General features: G+C 61.3%; 15 protein-coding genes, 1 other RNA gene and 1 pseudogene. 6 read left to right on the top strand and 11 right to left on the bottom strand.

The window, feature by feature from the left end; translation table 11 throughout:
• Positions 1–99 precede the first annotated feature (99 nt).
• The 3 genes from ACTAQJ_RS02025 to rnpB form a co-directional block, all read right to left on the bottom strand.
• Positions 100–309 (bottom strand): hypothetical protein, encoded by a 210-nt coding sequence (locus ACTAQJ_RS02025; protein ID WP_477516314.1) that lies wholly within the window; start codon positions 307–309, stop codon positions 100–102.
• A 71-nt stretch (positions 310–380) separates the two neighbouring features.
• The gene (locus tag ACTAQJ_RS02020; RefSeq protein WP_498702139.1) at positions 381–1,832 is read right to left on the bottom strand and encodes a glyceraldehyde-3-phosphate dehydrogenase; all 1,452 of its coding nucleotides are present in this window, start codon (positions 1,830–1,832) and stop codon (positions 381–383) included.
• 320 nt (positions 1,833–2,152) lie between these two features.
• Positions 2,153–2,544, bottom strand: an RNA gene (gene rnpB / locus ACTAQJ_RS02015) — RNase P RNA component class A.
• 57 nt (positions 2,545–2,601) lie between these two features.
• Between rnpB and ACTAQJ_RS02010 the strand changes: the two genes are divergently transcribed.
• On the top strand, positions 2,602–3,366 hold the full coding sequence (locus ACTAQJ_RS02010; RefSeq protein WP_498700363.1) for a YaaA family protein: 765 nt from the start codon (positions 2,602–2,604) through the stop codon (positions 3,364–3,366).
• Between the two features lies 1 nt (position 3,367).
• Here ACTAQJ_RS02010 and ACTAQJ_RS02005 read toward each other — a convergent pair whose 3' ends face one another.
• Positions 3,368–4,105 (bottom strand): zinc ribbon domain-containing protein, encoded by a 738-nt coding sequence (locus ACTAQJ_RS02005; RefSeq protein WP_498700360.1) that lies wholly within the window; start codon positions 4,103–4,105, stop codon positions 3,368–3,370.
• 90 nt (positions 4,106–4,195) lie between these two features.
• The gene (locus ACTAQJ_RS02000; protein WP_498700358.1) at positions 4,196–5,107 is read right to left on the bottom strand and encodes a Nif3-like dinuclear metal center hexameric protein; all 912 of its coding nucleotides are present in this window, start codon (positions 5,105–5,107) and stop codon (positions 4,196–4,198) included.
• A 124-nt stretch (positions 5,108–5,231) separates the two neighbouring features.
• Here ACTAQJ_RS02000 and msrA point away from each other — a divergent pair, with 124 nt between their 5' ends.
• From msrA to epsC, 3 genes and pseudogenes are all read left to right on the top strand, one after another.
• Positions 5,232–5,756 carry a peptide-methionine (S)-S-oxide reductase MsrA gene (msrA, locus tag ACTAQJ_RS01995; protein ID WP_431115499.1) on the top strand — a complete coding sequence of 175 codons (525 nt, stop codon included), beginning with the start codon at positions 5,232–5,234 and terminating at the stop codon, positions 5,754–5,756.
• A 66-nt stretch (positions 5,757–5,822) separates the two neighbouring features.
• Positions 5,823–6,759: pseudogene (gene cysK, locus ACTAQJ_RS01990) on the top strand (cysteine synthase A).
• A 41-nt stretch (positions 6,760–6,800) separates the two neighbouring features.
• Positions 6,801–7,385: a serine O-acetyltransferase EpsC gene (gene epsC / locus ACTAQJ_RS01985; RefSeq protein ID WP_498700354.1), complete on the top strand. Its 585-nt coding sequence runs from the start codon at positions 6,801–6,803 to the stop codon at positions 7,383–7,385.
• Positions 7,386–7,390: 5 nt separating this feature from the next.
• Here the strand turns inward: epsC and ACTAQJ_RS01980 are convergent, their stop codons facing one another.
• Together ACTAQJ_RS01980 and gnd are read right to left on the bottom strand one after the other, a co-directional pair.
• Positions 7,391–8,224 (bottom strand): oxidoreductase, encoded by an 834-nt coding sequence (locus ACTAQJ_RS01980; RefSeq protein WP_477516310.1) that lies wholly within the window; start codon positions 8,222–8,224, stop codon positions 7,391–7,393.
• A 112-nt stretch (positions 8,225–8,336) separates the two neighbouring features.
• On the bottom strand, positions 8,337–9,773 hold the full coding sequence (gene gnd / locus ACTAQJ_RS01975; RefSeq protein WP_498700350.1) for an NADP-dependent phosphogluconate dehydrogenase: 1,437 nt from the start codon (positions 9,771–9,773) through the stop codon (positions 8,337–8,339).
• A gap of 250 nt (positions 9,774–10,023) precedes the next feature.
• Between gnd and ACTAQJ_RS01970 the strand changes: the two genes are divergently transcribed.
• Positions 10,024–10,752: a FadR/GntR family transcriptional regulator gene (locus ACTAQJ_RS01970; protein WP_216925444.1), complete on the top strand. Its 729-nt coding sequence runs from the start codon at positions 10,024–10,026 to the stop codon at positions 10,750–10,752.
• Here ACTAQJ_RS01970 and ACTAQJ_RS01965 read toward each other — a convergent pair.
• From ACTAQJ_RS01965 to ACTAQJ_RS01955, 3 genes are read right to left on the bottom strand one after another with little or no spacing between them, the layout of a single operon-like run.
• Positions 10,749–11,798 (bottom strand): L-idonate 5-dehydrogenase, encoded by a 1,050-nt coding sequence (locus ACTAQJ_RS01965; protein ID WP_431115503.1) that lies wholly within the window; start codon positions 11,796–11,798, stop codon positions 10,749–10,751. The two genes, ACTAQJ_RS01970 and ACTAQJ_RS01965, sit on opposite strands and share 4 nt — an antisense overlap.
• On the bottom strand, positions 11,798–12,568 hold the full coding sequence (locus ACTAQJ_RS01960) for an SDR family oxidoreductase (protein WP_498700347.1): 771 nt from the start codon (positions 12,566–12,568) through the stop codon (positions 11,798–11,800). Before ACTAQJ_RS01960 ends, ACTAQJ_RS01965 begins: the two co-directional genes overlap by 1 nt.
• Before the next feature lie 48 nt (positions 12,569–12,616).
• The gene (locus ACTAQJ_RS01955; protein WP_498700345.1) at positions 12,617–13,516 is read right to left on the bottom strand and encodes an NAD(P)-dependent oxidoreductase; all 900 of its coding nucleotides are present in this window, start codon (positions 13,514–13,516) and stop codon (positions 12,617–12,619) included.
• A gap of 85 nt (positions 13,517–13,601) precedes the next feature.
• Between ACTAQJ_RS01955 and ACTAQJ_RS01950 the strand changes: the two genes are divergently transcribed.
• Positions 13,602–14,669, top strand: coding sequence for a D-2-hydroxyacid dehydrogenase (locus ACTAQJ_RS01950; protein ID WP_498700343.1), 1,068 nt, complete (start codon positions 13,602–13,604; stop codon positions 14,667–14,669).
• A 99-nt stretch (positions 14,670–14,768) separates the two neighbouring features.
• Here the strand turns inward: ACTAQJ_RS01950 and ACTAQJ_RS01945 are convergent, their stop codons facing one another.
• On the bottom strand, positions 14,769–16,127 hold the full coding sequence (locus ACTAQJ_RS01945) for an MFS transporter (protein ID WP_498700341.1): 1,359 nt from the start codon (positions 16,125–16,127) through the stop codon (positions 14,769–14,771).
• Positions 16,128–16,155 lie beyond the last annotated feature (28 nt).

Below are 16,155 nucleotides of genomic sequence, written 5' to 3'. Positions count from 1 at the left end.
GTGGTGTCCTTCGAGCGTAGGACACGCCACCGACAGTCAGAGCCGATATCCACAGTGTGTAGGAGAAGTCACACTGCAGTAACGGGGAACTTCCCCGGGTTACTGCTCACGCATAACGCGTTGGAGGTCTTCAGCAGCCACCTCCAGCAGCGTACGCAATTGCTGGACGCGTTCGTCGCTGACGTCCCCCGCGGCGTTTGCTGCCATGGCCTGGTCCAGCAGTTTCTGCGCCTGCTTGTGGTTGGCCCGTGCTACATCCAGCGCGTGTTCCAGCGTTGTCTCGTGTTCCAAAGTCGATTCATTTTCCATGAACCCATTTTGGTCAGGTTTCCCGGCTGATACCAGTAACACAGCCGGGAAACCCGTGAATACTTCCCGGCTTAGGCGTTGGCTGCCTCAAGGACTGCAATAGGCGCCACGATGTCGCGGGCGGGGAAGGACGGTGGGTTGACGCCGGCCATTTCCTCCATGACACGGACCACCTGGCAGGAGTAACCGAATTCGTTGTCGTACCAAACGTAGAGCACGAGGTTCTTGTCGTTGGAAATAGTGGCCAGACCGTCAACGATGCCTGCGCGGCGGGAACCAACGAAGTCGGTGGAGACAACGTCCGGCGAGTCGATGTAGTCGATCTGCTTGCGCAACGGCGAGTGCAGCGACATTTCGCGGAGGTAGTCGTTGACCTCATCGCGTGTGGTGCCGTTGGCAAGGTTGAGGTTCAGGATCGCCATGGACACATCCGGGGTAGGTACGCGGATGGCGTTACCGGTGAGCTTGCCCTGAAGTTCCGGAAGCGCCTTGGCAACAGCCTTGGCTGCACCTGTCTCCGTGATAACCATGTTCAGGGCTGCCGAACGGCCGCGGCGGTCTCCCTTGTGGAAGTTGTCGATCAGGTTTTGGTCGTTCGTGAACGAGTGCACCGTTTCAACATGGCCGTGGATGATACCGAATTTGTCGTTGATGGCCTTCAGTACCGGAGTAATGGCGTTGGTTGTGCATGATGCAGCCGTGACGATCTTGTCGTCATCGGAGATGTCGGACTGGTTGATTCCGTGGACGATGTTCTTCAGATCGCCCTTGCCCGGAGCCGTCAGCAGGACGCGCGAAACGCCCTTGCTCTGCAGGTGCTGGGACAGGCCCTCCGCATCGCGCCAACGTCCGGTGTTGTCCACTACCAGGGCATCCTTGATGCCGTAGGCGGTGTAGTCCACGGTGGCGGGGTTGTCGGAGTAGATGACCTGGACCTGAACGCCGTTGGCGGTGATGGTGTTGGCTTCTTCGTCCACGCGGATGGTTCCTTCAAAGGAACCGTGTACGGAGTCGCGGCGCAGGAGGCTGGCACGCTTGACGAGGTCGTTCTCGGCGCCCTTGCGGACAACGATGGCACGCAGCCGCAGGCCATGCCCGCCACCGGCCTTTTCAATCAGGATGCGGGCAAGGAGGCGGCCGATGCGGCCAAAGCCGTACAGCACGACGTCGGTGCTGGTGCGGTCATCAGCGCCACGCTTTCCGACGATTTCGGCGAGCTCTGCCCGCAGGAACTCATCCAAGGAGGTGCCGTGGCCCTCGACGCGGAACTTCTCCGTGAGACGGGCAATGTCGATTGCAGCCGCACCGAGTTCCAGCTCAGCAAGAGCGTTCAACAGGGGTGCGGTTTCTTCGAGCAGCAGCTCGGTGTTGCTCATCCGGCGCGCAAAGCGGTGGGCCTTCAGGATGTTCATGGTCGACTTGTTAATCAGGCTCCGGCCGTGGATGCTCGTGACCACGTTGTTTTCCCGGTACAACCGGCCGATCACCGGAATCATGGCCTCGGCGAGAGCCTCCCGGCCCATCCACTTATCAAGACAAGAATCTGACGTCTGGCTCACAGAACTACCTTCCTTGGGTCAACCACATACGTCCTCGTATGCAGATGGCGGCCGCCCGGAGTAATCCTGCGGCACGGGCACTGGCCGGGCTTCGGTCCACCCACAGCGCCTTGAACGATTGCAAAGAAAAGACCGCCGGCTGCGAACGCAGTCCCGGCGGCAGAACATCTACGTTCATAACAAGTCTAAGGCGGAAGGGCGCCCTCTTGGGTGCCGGGGGGCGTGAAATCACTCACATGGCAGTCACAATGGACGTCATATGCCCGGGACCTCAGTGGCAAGTGTGGATGGGTTGACCGATACGCCGGGTTCTGTCATCCCTTGCCGTTGCCGGCAAAGGAGTGGCGGCCATCCATCTACGAACGCCGTTGCCGACGCCCTCCAGCAGCCTACCCGGACACTCGGGCGAGCAGCCCTCAAACGTGTCCTGTCTGGCCTTGCTCCGGGTGGGGTTTACCTAGCCTCCCCGGTCACCCAGGGAGCTGGTGGTCTCTTACACCACCGTTTCACCCTTACCTGCCGCGTGCTGATGCAAGCACCACCACGCGTAGGCGGTCTGTTTTCTGTGGCACTGGCCTGCGGGTTACCCCGAGTGGGCGTTACCCACCACCCTGCTCTGCGGAGCCCGGACGTTCCTCGAGCCACTTCCGTGACGCGCGACCGCCTGGTCAACCCATCCGCCGTACAGTCTACCGGCGTCGAGGGTTGCCTCGGTCCCCGGTAATATCGTCTGGTGCTGATTCTGCTGCCGCCTTCCGAAGGCAAGACCCCCGCCGTCAAAGGTCCCGCCGTCGAATGGGAGTCACTCAGCTTTCCGGAGCTTAACCCGTACCGCGCCAAGGTCCTGGAATCGTTGGGCACCGTCAGCGCGCACGAGGACGCCCTGGCATTGCTTGGCGTAGGCGCCTCGCTGAAGGACGACGTCGAACGTAATACCCGGCTGCACGCAGAACCGGCGGCTCCGGCCCACCAGGTGTACTCCGGAGTCCTGTATGACGCGCTCGGCTTCAATTCCATGACGCCGGCCCAACGACGCAAGGCAACCGAATCGATTCTGGTGGTTTCGGCACTGTGGGGTGCCATCGGTTTTGGTGACCATGTGCCGGCTTACCGGCTGTCCATGGGAACGGCACTGCCCGACGTCGGACGCCTCGCGTCCTTCTGGAAGCCGAACCTGAATGCTGCCCTCGCCAAACGGGCTGAAGGAGAATTGCTGGTTGATTGCCGTTCCAGCACGTATGCAGCGGCGTGGGCGCCCCCAGCAGCGCAGACCGTCACAGTGAATGTTTTCAACGAGGCAAACGGCAAACGCACGGTGGTCAGCCACTTCGCCAAACACACGCGGGGTGAGTTTGCCAGGCATCTGGTGAGCAGGCGCGGGAAGGCGCCCGCATCACCTGATCAACTGCTAAAAGCGGCCAAGGAGATCTGGCGGGCGGAACTGGTTCCCGGCACTGCCCGCAAGCCACATGCCCTTAACATCATTCTGGGCAGCTAGGTCAGTTCCACTCGGCCGAACGGACCAGGATGCATCCGGAGTCCGGGCAAAAAACGATGTCGTCGTCAGCCGCAGCCTTGACTTCTGCGAGGTCGCCGGGGCTGAGCATCATCCCTGAACCTTCAGATTTACCGTGGAAGAGCCTGGCGGCGCCGACACCGCGCCTGGCAATCGTCTTCTCATAGACTGCAAGCATTCCGGCGTCCAGAGCCTCCGCGAAAGCGGCACGTTGCCCGCGGACCACGGTTTCCACGGCCGCGATCTCAGCAATCGCTTCATCCAATTCGGCGCGAATGCCGGCAAATGAACCCTGGATGTCATCCACGATTGCCTGTTGCGCGGCCTGGCGTTCCCGCAGGGTGTCCAAACGCTCCAGGATTTCAAGCTCAACGTCCTCCAGGTCGGAGCGGCGCTTGTTAAGGGATGCGATGTCACTCTGAAGCGCCACCAGGTCCTTGGAGAGACCGGTTCCGCTGTTGAGCCTGGCTTCGTCACGTTCGATACGGGAGGCGACCTGCTCCACGTCCGCTTCGGAACGACGCAGTTCAGCTTCGGCGTCGTGCACTGCCATCTTGGCAGCGCCAAGTTCACCATTGGCTACGTTCAGTGCATCCTGCAGGTCAGCTATCCGCGGGTCTGTTTCCAGCACCTTCCGGCGGCCGGCCAACGATTTGAGCTTGGCATCCAGTCCCTGCAGTTCAAGCAATTTCAGTTGTTCTGCCGGTGCTGCTTTCGCCACGCTTACCTCCGCTTGTATCGCTTCCGGGCCTGGGGATCAGTTCCGGCTGGACGGCCCATGTTCATTGGGATCGTCCGTATCTTCTAGACTCTAGTCCCCGCCGGGAGTGAGTATGAAGTCCCAGGGATCGCTGTTGGTGCTGCTCACGCGGATCTCGACGTCGTAGCCCTGATCACCCAGTACATTGCCGAGCGCTTCCGCGGCTACGGGCAGCCACAGCCATTCGCTGGCAAAGTGCGAGACGTCAATGAGGTACGGACGGCCGTTGACGGCACCTTCCCGCGCCTCCGATGCCGAATGGTGCCGCATGTCCGCTGTCACATACACATCTGCGTTGCTGGCCCTGACGGCGTCGAACAAGCTGTCCCCAGCGCCACCACAGACGGCGACGCGCCGCAGCAGACCGTCCTTGTCGCCGGCCACGCGAACCCCTCCGGCCACCGCGGGGAGCATCCCAAAGACGCGGGCAGCGAAATCACCCAGGGTCATGAGCTCAGGAAGATCACCAACCCGGCCAATGCCTTCCTCGGGCAAGCCATTGGCGGCAGGGGTAAGTGGAGCAACGTTTTCCAGGCCAAAGGCGTCCGCCAACACGTCCGATACGCCCCCGACGGCGGAGTCACCGTTGGTGTGGACGGTCAGGAGTCCGGTGCCTGCTTCGATAAGCCGGTGCACGGCCAAGCCCTTCGCGGAGGTGGCCGCGACGGAGTTCACGCCTTTGAGCAGCAACGGATGATGCGTAATCAGGAGCCCGGCACCCCATTCAATGGCCTCGTCGATGACAGCCAGGGTGGGATCCACGGCAAAAAGGATTCTGGTGATCGGCGTGTTGGGGCGGCCCACCACGAGGCCTACCTCATCCCAATCCTCAGCCAAGGACTCCGGCCAGAGTTCCTCAACAGCAAGCAGCACCTGGCCAAGGGTCGGGTCCCCGCTTGCTTCCACTGTCCCGGCGTCGTCGCTGGAATCCGCATCAGAAATGGCGGTGTCTACTGCTTCCATACTCTTATTCTTACCTACTGGACCCGATGGGGCAGTTTTGGTTGCTGCCGTACCTGCCCAGCGGCGTTATTGTCCCGTAAGGTATTGCGGGAATCATCAGGCCCTCCAATCCATTGAAGAGATCATGAAAACTTTTGTACTTGGTGGTGGATGCTTCTGGTGCCTTGATGCCGTGTACCAGAAAACCCGCGGTGTCAGTTCCGTGGTCTCCGGCTACACGGGAGGCCATGTCCGCAACCCTGACTATTACGACGTCTGCTCGGGAACGACCGGTCATGCAGAGGTGGTTGCGGTGACATTCGATGAAACCGTGGTGCCGGAGGAAGTCATTCTGGACATGTTCTTCGCGTTGCACGACCCCACCACGTTGAACCGGCAAGGCTACGACACAGGCACCCAATACCGCTCGTCAATGTTCTACACCACGACGGAGGAAAAGATCCTCTTCGAAGAAGCCATCGAGCGTGCCCAAGCACTCTGGGCCGATCCGATCGTGACGGAAGTGAGCCGGCTACCTGAGTTCCATGAGGCAGAGGAAGTCCATCAGAACTATTACGCCAAATTCCCCTACCAGGGTTATTGCCAGGTCATCATCAATCCAAAACTGGCCAAAGCGCGGAAATATTACTCTGCATGGCTAACTGCTTAGCAGGGTTTCGATGCGGCTGGTTAGGCTGACCTCAGCATTCCCTCTTCAGAGATAGGCATAATCTTCATGGCAAGGATCTACGACGACGTCACCCAGTTGGTCGGCCGCACTCCGCTGGTCCGTTTGAACCGGCTGACCGAGGGCCTTGAGGCCACCGTTGCGGTCAAGCTTGAGTTCTACAACCCGGCCAACAGCGTGAAGGACCGCATCGGTGTGGCCATCATTGACGCCGCCGAAAAGTCCGGTGCCTTGAAGCCGGGTGGAACAATTGTGGAAGGCACCTCCGGTAACACCGGAATCGCGCTTGCCCTTGTCGGTGCCGCACGCGGGTACAAGGTCATCCTGACCATGCCTGAGACCATGTCCACCGAACGTCGTGTCATGCTTCGCGCTTATGGTGCAGAGATCGTCCTGACTCCGGGTTCCGAAGGCATGCGGGGCGCTGTTGAAAAGGCCCAGGAAATTGTTGCCAACACCGAGAACGCCATCTGGGCGCAGCAGTTCGCCAACCCGGCCAACCCGGAGATCCACCGCAACACCACTGCCGAGGAAATCTGGGCGGACACAGATGGCGAAGTAGACATCTTTGTTGGCGGCATCGGTACCGGCGGTACCGTGACCGGCGTCGGGCAAGTCCTTAAGGAGCGCAAGCCCGAAGTCCAGATCATTGCCGTTGAGCCCAAGGACTCCCCCGATCCTTAATGGCGGCAGCCCCGGTCCCCACAAGATCCAGGGCCTGGGCGCCAACTTCATCCCGGAAGTCCTTGACACCAACGTCTACGACGAAGTTCTCGACGCCACGCTTGAAGACTCGGTTGCCACCGCCCGCGCCCTGGGTTCCAAGGAAGGCGTCCTCGCCGGCATCTCCGGCGGCGCCGCAGTATGGGGCGCACTGGAAGTGGCCAAGCGTCCCGAGAACAAGGGCAAGCTGATCGTCGTGATCGTGCCGGACTTCGGAGAACGTTACATCTCCACTGTGCTCTTTGACGATATCCGCGGCTAACACTTCGCCCGCAAGCATTCATTTCCTGTAGAAAGGTCTTTGTGAGCTTCTTCGCAAAGGTTAAGGAAGACCTCGATGCCGCCCGGTCACATGACCCGGCGGCTCGAGGTTCTTTTGAGAACTTTTTCGCCTACTCCGGCCTGCACGCCATCTGGGCTCACCGCGTGACCCACAAGCTCTGGCAAAACCCGGCACTTCGCTTCCCTGCCCGCCTGATCTCCCAGTTGGCGAGATTCCTCACGGGCATCGAGATCCATCCCGGCGCAACCATCGGCCGGCGTTTCTTCATCGACCATGGCATGGGCGTCGTTATCGGTGAAACTGCTGAAATCGGCGAGGACGTGATGATCTACCACGGTGTGACGCTCGGCGGCCGGTCCCTTGCCAAGGTCAAGCGCCATCCCACCATCGGGGATCGTGTGACCATCGGCGCAGGCGCCAAGGTCCTGGGTCCCATTACGATCGGTGCAGACAGCGCGATTGGCGCGAACGCCGTAGTGGTGAAGAACGCTCCCCCGGAGTCGATCATCACGGGCATTCCGGCCACATGGCGGCACCGCGACGCGAAATCCGAAACCAAACCGGCGGTTGACCCGGCTGAGTACTACATCGAATACCGGATCTAGCTGAGTTAGCCGGTAAACCTCTTGTAGGAGTTCCAGAGAACGGCGTCAAAGACGCGGTCAGGAAGAACCCTCCGTAAGGCCAGGACGCTCCAGGCTCCCCTACCCACCGGGTAGCGGGTCTTGGGGCGTTTTGCCGTTGACGCGCGAACTATTGCTCTGGCCACTACCCTCGGAGGCGTAGATATCAGCTGTCCGGATGTTGACGCCAAGGCTGCTGCCATGACGTGGGCCTGCCCCTTGTATGGACCTCTACCGGACGCCGATAACAGGCCTTCCCCGGCAATGGTGCCCCATTCGGTGTCTGTTCCGGCAGGTTCAATAAGGACGACGTCGATGCCGTGCGGTTTCAACTCAAGCCGCAAGGAATCGCTCATCCCCTCCACCGCGAATTTTGTCCCGTGGTACCAAGCGCCCAAGGGCTCATAAATTCTTCCGCCGATGGACGAGACGTTGATGATCCGACCGGAACCGGCTTGCCGCATCCTGGGAATAACGAGTTGAGTCATCCTTGCCAGACCCATCACGTTCACCTCGAACTGGCGCCTGCCTTCGGCCAAGGGAACCTCTTCCAGGGAGCCGTAGGAGCCGTACCCTGCGTTGTTCACCAGGACATCTATGTGCCCGTGTGCGGCTTCAACAAGCGCCACAGCTGAGGCCATGGAGTCCTCGATGGTGACATCCAGGTGCATGACGGTGATTCCCTGTGCCTTAAGCGGATGCATCTTCTCCACCCGACGCGCGCCGGCGTAGACAATGAACCCTTCGGACCTCAGGGCACGCGCCGTCTCGAAACCAATGCCGGTAGACGCCCCCGTGACGAAAGCGATGCGTTCGGTCATGGCACTGGCTCCTTGGCTCGTGGCACCCGCGCGATGGCCCAGTACCCGTTCCGGCACGGCAAAGGCCGGCTCCTCCCAGCGTATCGGGGAAGAACCGGCCTTGCGGTGGAACTTAGTGGGTGTCGACGGCCGAGATTTCGGACTTGTCTTCGCCCCACAGCGTGTGGAACGTACCTTCGGCATCAACGCGGCCGTAGGTGTGCGCACCGAAGAGGTCGCGCTGGCCCTGGATCAGCGCAGCGGCAACGCGCTTGCGGCGCAGGCCGTCGTAGTACGCCAGCGAGGAGGAGAAGACCGGTACCGGGATGCCCAACTGGACAGCGGTGGCCACAACGCGGCGCCAAGCCGGGAGAGCCTCGGCGATGGCCTTGGTGAAAGCCGGCGCGAACAGCAGGTTGGCAGGCTTCTCCTCGGCAGCGTAGGCCTTGGTGATGTCCTTGAGCAGTTCGGCGCGAATGATGCAACCTGCACGCCACAGCGAGGCGATCTCGTCCAGCTTGAGGTCCCAGCCGTACTCCTTGGCAGCGGAGGTCAGCATGTCCAGGCCCTGGGCGTAGGAAACCAGCTTGGAGGCATACAGTGCCTGGCGGACGTCCTCAACGAACGTCTCGGGGATCTCCACGGAAGCCTCTTCGCCTGCCAGCAGTTCCTGGCCAAGCTTGCGCTGCTCGGCCTGTGAGGACAGTGCGCGGGCGAAAACGGACTCGGCGATGCCGGAAACCGGGGAGCCGAGTTCCAGGGCGGAGATGACCGTCCAGCGTCCGGTTCCCTTCTGGCCTGCGGCATCCACGACGACGTCAACGAACGGCTTGCCGGTCTTGGCGTCAACGTGGCCCAGGACCTCGGCGGAGATTTCGATCAGGAAGGAGGACAGATCGCCCTTGTTCCACTCAGCGAAAATCCTGGACTGCTCGGCGGGCTCAATGCCGGCGCCGGAGCGGAGGAGATCGAATGCTTCACCGATGACCTGCATGTCGGCGTATTCGATGCCGTTGTGGACCATCTTGACGAAGTGGCCGGCGCCGTCGGTGCCGATCCACGCGCAGCACGGTTCGCCGTCGACCTTTGCCGCAATCTTCTCCAGCAGCGGGCCGAGGGCGTCATAGGACTCCCTGGAGCCGCCGGGCATGATCGAAGGACCGTTCAGGGCACCTTCTTCGCCACCGGAAACGCCGACGCCAACGAAGTGCAGGTCCTTCTTGGCCAGCGCGGCTTCCCGACGGTGGGTGTCCTCATAGTGCGAGTTACCGGCATCGATGATGATGTCCCCGGCCTCGAGCAGCGGTTCGAGCTGCTCGATCACGTTGTCAACGGGAGCACCTGCCTTGACCATGATCAGGACACGGCGCGGCTTTTCGAGGGAATCGACGAGTTCCTGCAGCGTTTCCGTGCGGATGAAGTCGCCGTCCGTGCCGTGCTTTTCCAGCAGGGCGTCGGTCTTTTCCACGGAGCGGTTGTGGAGAGCCACGGTGAAGCCGTTGCGGGCGAGGTTGCGGGCCAGGTTGGCGCCCATCACCGCAAGGCCGGTGACACCGATGTGTGCTGACATCAAAACTCCAATTCGATCGTGTACAACGTGTACAAACAGTCCTGCGGGCACGCAGGAAGCGATTTCAAAACCAGGGGCTGTAATAAACCATACGTATTTAAGCCATGAGCAGGAAAGCGGCGCCCACGTTTTGGAACGGCGCCGCGTCATAAACAGTCTAAGATGTGCGGGACTTCCGCGGGCTCCGACGGGTGCCGAAAGGCATCAGATGCTACACGCGGAATGTCTTCGCCCCACTATGCTTACGTCTATGTCAACCAGCCTCCACCACCGCGCCGTAGAGCATCTGGGAACCCGGATTGTGGGCGGCGCCCTTCCCACCGGCCACGTCATGCTGGCCGAACATTTGGAAGACGAGCTCAACGTTTCGCGCTCGGTGGTCCGGGAGGCCGTCCGCGTCCTGCAGTCGCTGGGCTTGGTGGAGACCATCAAGCGTGTCGGAATCCGCGTCCTCCCGGCACATCGTTGGAATCCCTTTGATCCGTTGGTCATTCGCTGGCGCTTGGCTGGCGAGGGCCGCGGCGCCCAACTGAGGTCGCTCGCGGAGCTGCGTTCCGCCGTCGAGCCTGTTGCTGCGGAACTCGCAGCTGGAAACGCTCCGGAAACCCTGCGCCGGGAACTCGTGGATATTTCGCTGGCGATGAAGGAAGCCGGCGACGCCGGAGACATGCCTCGCTTCCTTGACCTCGATATCCGGTTCCATGCACTGGTGCTGTCAGGCTCTGGAAACGAAATGTTTGCCAACCTGATTGGCCAGGTAACAGAGACCCTCACGGGACGTACGGTGCACGGACTCATGCCGGAGCACCCGCAGAAGCAGGCGCTGCAGTGGCATATCGACGTCGCCCACGCCATCGACGCCGGTGACGGCCAGCAGGCCAGGGATGCGGCCGGAAAAATAATGCGCCAAACGATCGCGGAGCTGGCCCCCAGCTGGAACGACCAGCCCCGCGTCTTCGTACCGGTGGCGAAAAACTAATCCTGGAAGTTCAGCAGGACTTTGCCGGACTCGGCTGAGTTCCTGGCTACTTCGAATGCCTCGAGGCCGTGCGCGAGGTCGAATTCGTGCGTTATCACTGGGTCCACGAACAGGGACCCGTCGGCCAACGCTGCGATGACGTCGTCGATTTCGTTGTTGAACCGGAAGGATCCCAACAGTTCCAGTTCGCGGGTGATGGCCAGGGAGATGAAGACCGGCTGCGGGCCCGAGGGCAGCAGCCCCACCATCACCACTTTCCCGCCGCGCGTGGCTCCCTTGATCGCCGAGGCAAGACCGTGATGGCTGCCGGAGGACTCAATGACGACGTCGGCGTCCACCGCTGCGATGGCGTCCGCTTCGTCACCCTTGAGGACCGCATCGGCTCCGACGGCTTGGGCGATTTCCAGCGGTTTGTCATGCATGTCGACGGCAACAATCCGGGCCGCGCCGGCGCGCTTCAGGACGGCGACGGTCAAGGCACCGATCGGGCCGCTGCCGATCACGAGGGCCGTCTTTCCCGCCACGTCGCCAGCCCGGGCAACCGCATGCCAGGCCACGCTGGCCGGTTCCACCAGCGCCGCGGTCCGCAGATCCAGGGTTTCCGGAAGGGCACGGAGCATCCTTGAGGGAAGGGTGGCGTAGCGGCTAAAGGCGCCGTCGGTGTGCGGAAACCGTGCCGCACTGCCCAAATACGTGCAGCCCGGAGAAAGGTTGGGCCGCTCTTCCGGGTAGCGTGCCCCGCCCGGGCCCGGCGTCGCCGGGTGCACGGCCACCGGGGTGCCGGCCACAGGGCCGCTGCCATCGGGCGCCTGCTCGAGGACGACCCCGACAATTTCATGGCCCAGGACCAGCGGGGCCTTCAGGATCGACTCCCCCGCGGCACCATGCAACCAATAGTGCAGGTCCGAACCGCAGATCCCCCCGTAAGCGATCTCCACGATCGACTCATCCGGCGCCGGGGTCCTCAGCGGGACGTCTTCGATCCGCAGGTCCCCCTTGGCATGGGCGACGACCGCGGGGCCGGAGGCTGGGAGGGTGATGCCCATCAGACCACCACCGTCATTCCGCCATCGACGAAGATCGTCTGGCCATTGACAAAATTGGACCCCTGGGACGCAAGCCACACAACAGGCCCGGCCAGGTCAGCGACCGTGCCCCATCGGTGGGCAGGCGTCCTGCCGAGGATCCAGGAATTAAACGCTTCGTCATCAACCAGGTTCTGCGTCATTTCCGTGTGGATGTACCCCGGAGCGATGCCGTTGATCTGCAACCCCGAAGCGGCCCATTCAGCAGTCATCGCGCGGGTCAGGTTACGCAGCCCGCCCTTCGCCGCCACATACGGGGCAATCGTAGGGCGGGCAAGGTCCGTCTGGACCGAGCAGATGTTAATGATCTTCCCCCGGCCCCTGGGAATCATATGCCGGGCCGCTTCCCGGCCCACCAAGAAGGCGCTGGTCAAATCCGTGTTGATCACCCGGTCCCAGTCCCTGACATCCAGGTCAAGCATGGGAACCCGGTGCTGGATCCCGGCATTATTGACCAGGATGTCCAGCGGGCCAACGTTGGCCTCGATCCACGCCACTCCTTCGGCAGCCGAAGCCGCGTCCGTCACATCAAACGCCCGGCTGTGGACCCTCCGCGCAGGGTAGTCAGCCGCCAGAGCTTCACACGCCGCTTCCAAGCGTTCGGGGTTGATCCCGTTCAATACCACCGTCGCACCAGCATCAGCCAGGCCCCGGGCCAACGCGTTACCAATCCCCCGGCTCGAACCCGTCACCAACGCCACGCGCCCACTCAGATCAAACAATCCACTCATGTTTCTTTAGCATTCCTTCTTGTCTGGACAGGTTTCTTTGGCCGGCATTTAGTTGGCAGCCGAGGACATGGCAAGATTGGCTATCGCTTGGCGAACGACGGCGAGGTCCTGATCGCCAAGTCCTTGGCGTTCAAGCTCGCCGTAAAGCTCGATGGCCGCAGAGGCCATGGGTACCGGGGAGCCCACACTTTCGGCGCTTTGGATCACGAAGGCCAAATCCTTGTGCATGAACTTGGCCGGTCCGGTGGGGGCATAGTCCTTGGCCGCCAAGCGTGGCCCGACTATCTCCAGCACCCGGCTTCCGGCCAAGCCCCCTGCGAGGACCTCATACAGGGCGGCAACATCCATTCCGGAGCGCTCGGCAAGTTCAGCAGCCTCGGCAAGTGCCGCCGTCGTAGTCCCGACGATCAGTTGATTACAAGCCTTGGCGAGCGAGCCTGATCCCAGTGGGCCCATCCGGCGGACTGTTGTCCCCATGGTTTCCAAGAGTGGCTGAAGCCGTTCAAAGTCCGCTTCGGACGCTCCTGCCATAATGGCCAAGGTTCCGTTTTCGGCGCCTATCGTCCCGCCGCTTACTGGCGCATCAACCACCACGGCATTTCCGCCGCTGGCCTGATGGACTCTTTCGCCGAACTGCCGGACATCCGTTGGCGAAACGCTGCTCATAATCACGACGGCGGTCCCCGGCTGGGGCGGTTCCGACCGCCACGCATCGAGCAAGCCTTCTGCTGCAGATTCAATGAAGGGCAAATCGGGGAGCATGAAAACGATCGCCGGTTCGTCCCGGAGTTGGGCAACGGTCCCCACCCGGCTGATGCCGGCAAGGCCTTCAAAAACAGCCTCGGAACGGTTCCACGCCTTGACAACCCATCCTGCTTCAGCGATGTTGGCCGCCATGGGAGCTCCCATGAGTCCCAAGCCTACGAAACCCACACGTTTGCTGGTCATGCCGTGAAGAACCTCACTTCTTTGTGTCCATCAAAAGTTTGTCCCAATCAAAATCAACTGTTCAATATCCTAGCCTCCATTCAGTATGATGAACACTATGACGACTGATGAACTTACCATCGCGATCGCTGTACCGCTCGAAGTTGAGCATGTGGAGCGTATTCGCGCCGTGGATCCTGCCGTAACTGTCCTGTACGAACCAGATCTCCTTCCGCCCGAGCGCTTCCCTGCCGACCACAGCGGGGACCCGGATTTCAAGCGGACGCCAGAGCAGGAAGAACGCTACTGGGCCATGCTCAACCGGGCCCAGGTTCTGTACGGCTTCCCTAACGAAAGCCCCGCCGGCCTTGCCCGGATTGCCCGGAGCAATCCCCACCTTCAATGGATTCACGCCATGGCCGCTGGGGCCGGCGGAGCCGTTAAGGCTTCGGGGCTGGATACTGAGACGCTCCGAAAATTCCGCGTCACTACGTCGGCCGGAGTCCACGCGTTGCCGCTCGCGGAATTCTCCGCCTTTGGCATCCTTAACGGCTTCAAGCGCAGCGCCGAAATGGCCCAGGACCAAGCGGCCAAGGTTTGGCCCGAGTTGCGAACACCCACCAAGTTGGTCAACGGATCCAAGGTGGTCATTGCCGGGCTTGGCGAGATCGGCATGGAAACCGCACGTATTGCCCGTGCCCTGGGGATGAAGGTCAGCGGCACCAAACGCAACGTAGAGGCCATAGAAGGCATCGACAAGGTCACCAACAATGACGGCCTTGCGGGTCTGGTTGCCGACGCTGACGCTGTAGTGAACACCCTTCCCGGCACTCCGTACACGGAGAAGCTGTTCAGCACCGACATCTTCTCCGCAATGAAGCCGGGTACCGTGTTCGTCAACGTTGGCCGTGGCACAGTGGTGGACGAGGACGCCCTTCTTGAGGCCCTCAACAGCGGCCAGGTTGGCTATGCCTGCCTGGACGTCTTTGCCGTCGAGCCGCTCCCGCAGGACAGCCCCCTGTGGAACCACCCCAAGGTGCTGGTATCGCCGCACACGTCTGCACTGAGCTCCGCCGAAAACCGCCTCATCGCGGAACGCTTCTGCGGCAACCTCCGCACGTTCCTGGACGGTGGCGACCTTCCCCACCTGGTGGATCCGGTCCACTTCTACTAGGCCCGTTAAGCTCTGATGCAAAAGGCTCCGACCCCAAGGGGTCGGAGCCTTTCTTGCGCCGATGTTTTTCTGCGCCAATGCTTGGCAGCTGCCAGTGGGCTACTTCGCGTCCTCAAGGGAAAGAAGGTCCCGCCCAGCTGTTTCAGGCGTAAAGAATGTGGTGATGAAGGAAATCAGCGCCAACACGAGCGAGTAGACCGCGAGAACAACCCAGGAGTTATGCGTGGCTGCCAGGAGGATGGCGCCGAGCAGGGGCACAAGGCCGCCGGCCAGCACTGCGGAGATTTCCCGGCTGAGCGCAACTCCGGTGAAGCGGTACTGGGAACCAAACAGTTCAGGTAGCAACGGGCACTGCGGGCCAAGCATGGACTGGACCCCCAGCGCGATACCAACCACCATGACTGCCCATACGAGGGTCACGTTTCCGAGAGTCACCAGATAGAAAGCGGGGATGGCAAAGACCGCCTGGAACAAGGCACCATAGCGGTAAACCCGCACGCGGCCAAAGCGGTCAGACAGTGCTCCGAAAGTCACCACCATGACGGCTGCGAATCCAGCCGCAATCAGAAGTCCCACAGGACCAATGAACTTGTCTCCAGGGAAGACACCTTCCTTGACCGACATGAAGGAGATCAGCAGAGCCGAATAGATGGAAGAGTTGCCGTTCTCTCCCATACGGAGTCCTATACCAACCAGCACGTTCCTTCTGGAGTGCTTCCAAAGTTGACCGACAGGGTTCTTGACCACATTCTTGTGCTTCTCCAATTCCTGAAATACCGGGGTTTCCTTCAACCTCAGGCGAATGAAGACGGCAACAATGATCAGGACAAAGCTGGCAAGGAACGGCACCCTCCAGAGCCACGCCTCGAAAGCATCCCTATCCGCCAACTGCAACAGTGCGAAAGTTCCGGCGCCCAGGAGCGTGCCGAGCTGAATGCCCACGAATGGCAGCGACGCGAAGTACCCGCGACGCTTCGGCGGAGCCACTTCTGATATCAGGGTTGTGGCTCCAGCCTGTTCCGCTCCGGCACCCAAGCCCTGGATGATGCGCAACGTCACCAGGAGTACAGCGCCGAGCATTCCGGCCTGCTCAAAGGTGGGCAGCAGGCCGATGGCAAAGCTTGCGAGTCCCATCATGCCAATTGTCAGCAGGAGGACCATTTTGCGGCCAAACCTGTCTCCGATGAATCCGAAGAAAATACCGCCGAACGGCCTGGCCGCAAATCCCACGCCGTAGGTGGCAAAGGACGCGATCAAAGCCCCACTCTCACCCAAGGGTTTGAAGAACAGAGGCCCGAAGATCAAGGCCGAGGCCAGGCCATAAATGTAGAAATCGTAGTACTCCAGGGCAGAACCCACGGAGCTGGCCAGCGTCGCCCTGCGAAGCTGTTCCGGCTCAACCACTGCATCGTCAGCCTCAGCTGCGAGCTTTGCATTAGTACGAGTTGTCACAAGCACTCCCTCAAAATCACCCCAGGCCCCCGTT

It is taken from the genome of Arthrobacter sp. alpha11c (assembly GCF_054149985.1).
Note: the sequence above shows the minus strand (reverse complement) of the source record. Positions and strands in the feature narration are given on the sequence as shown.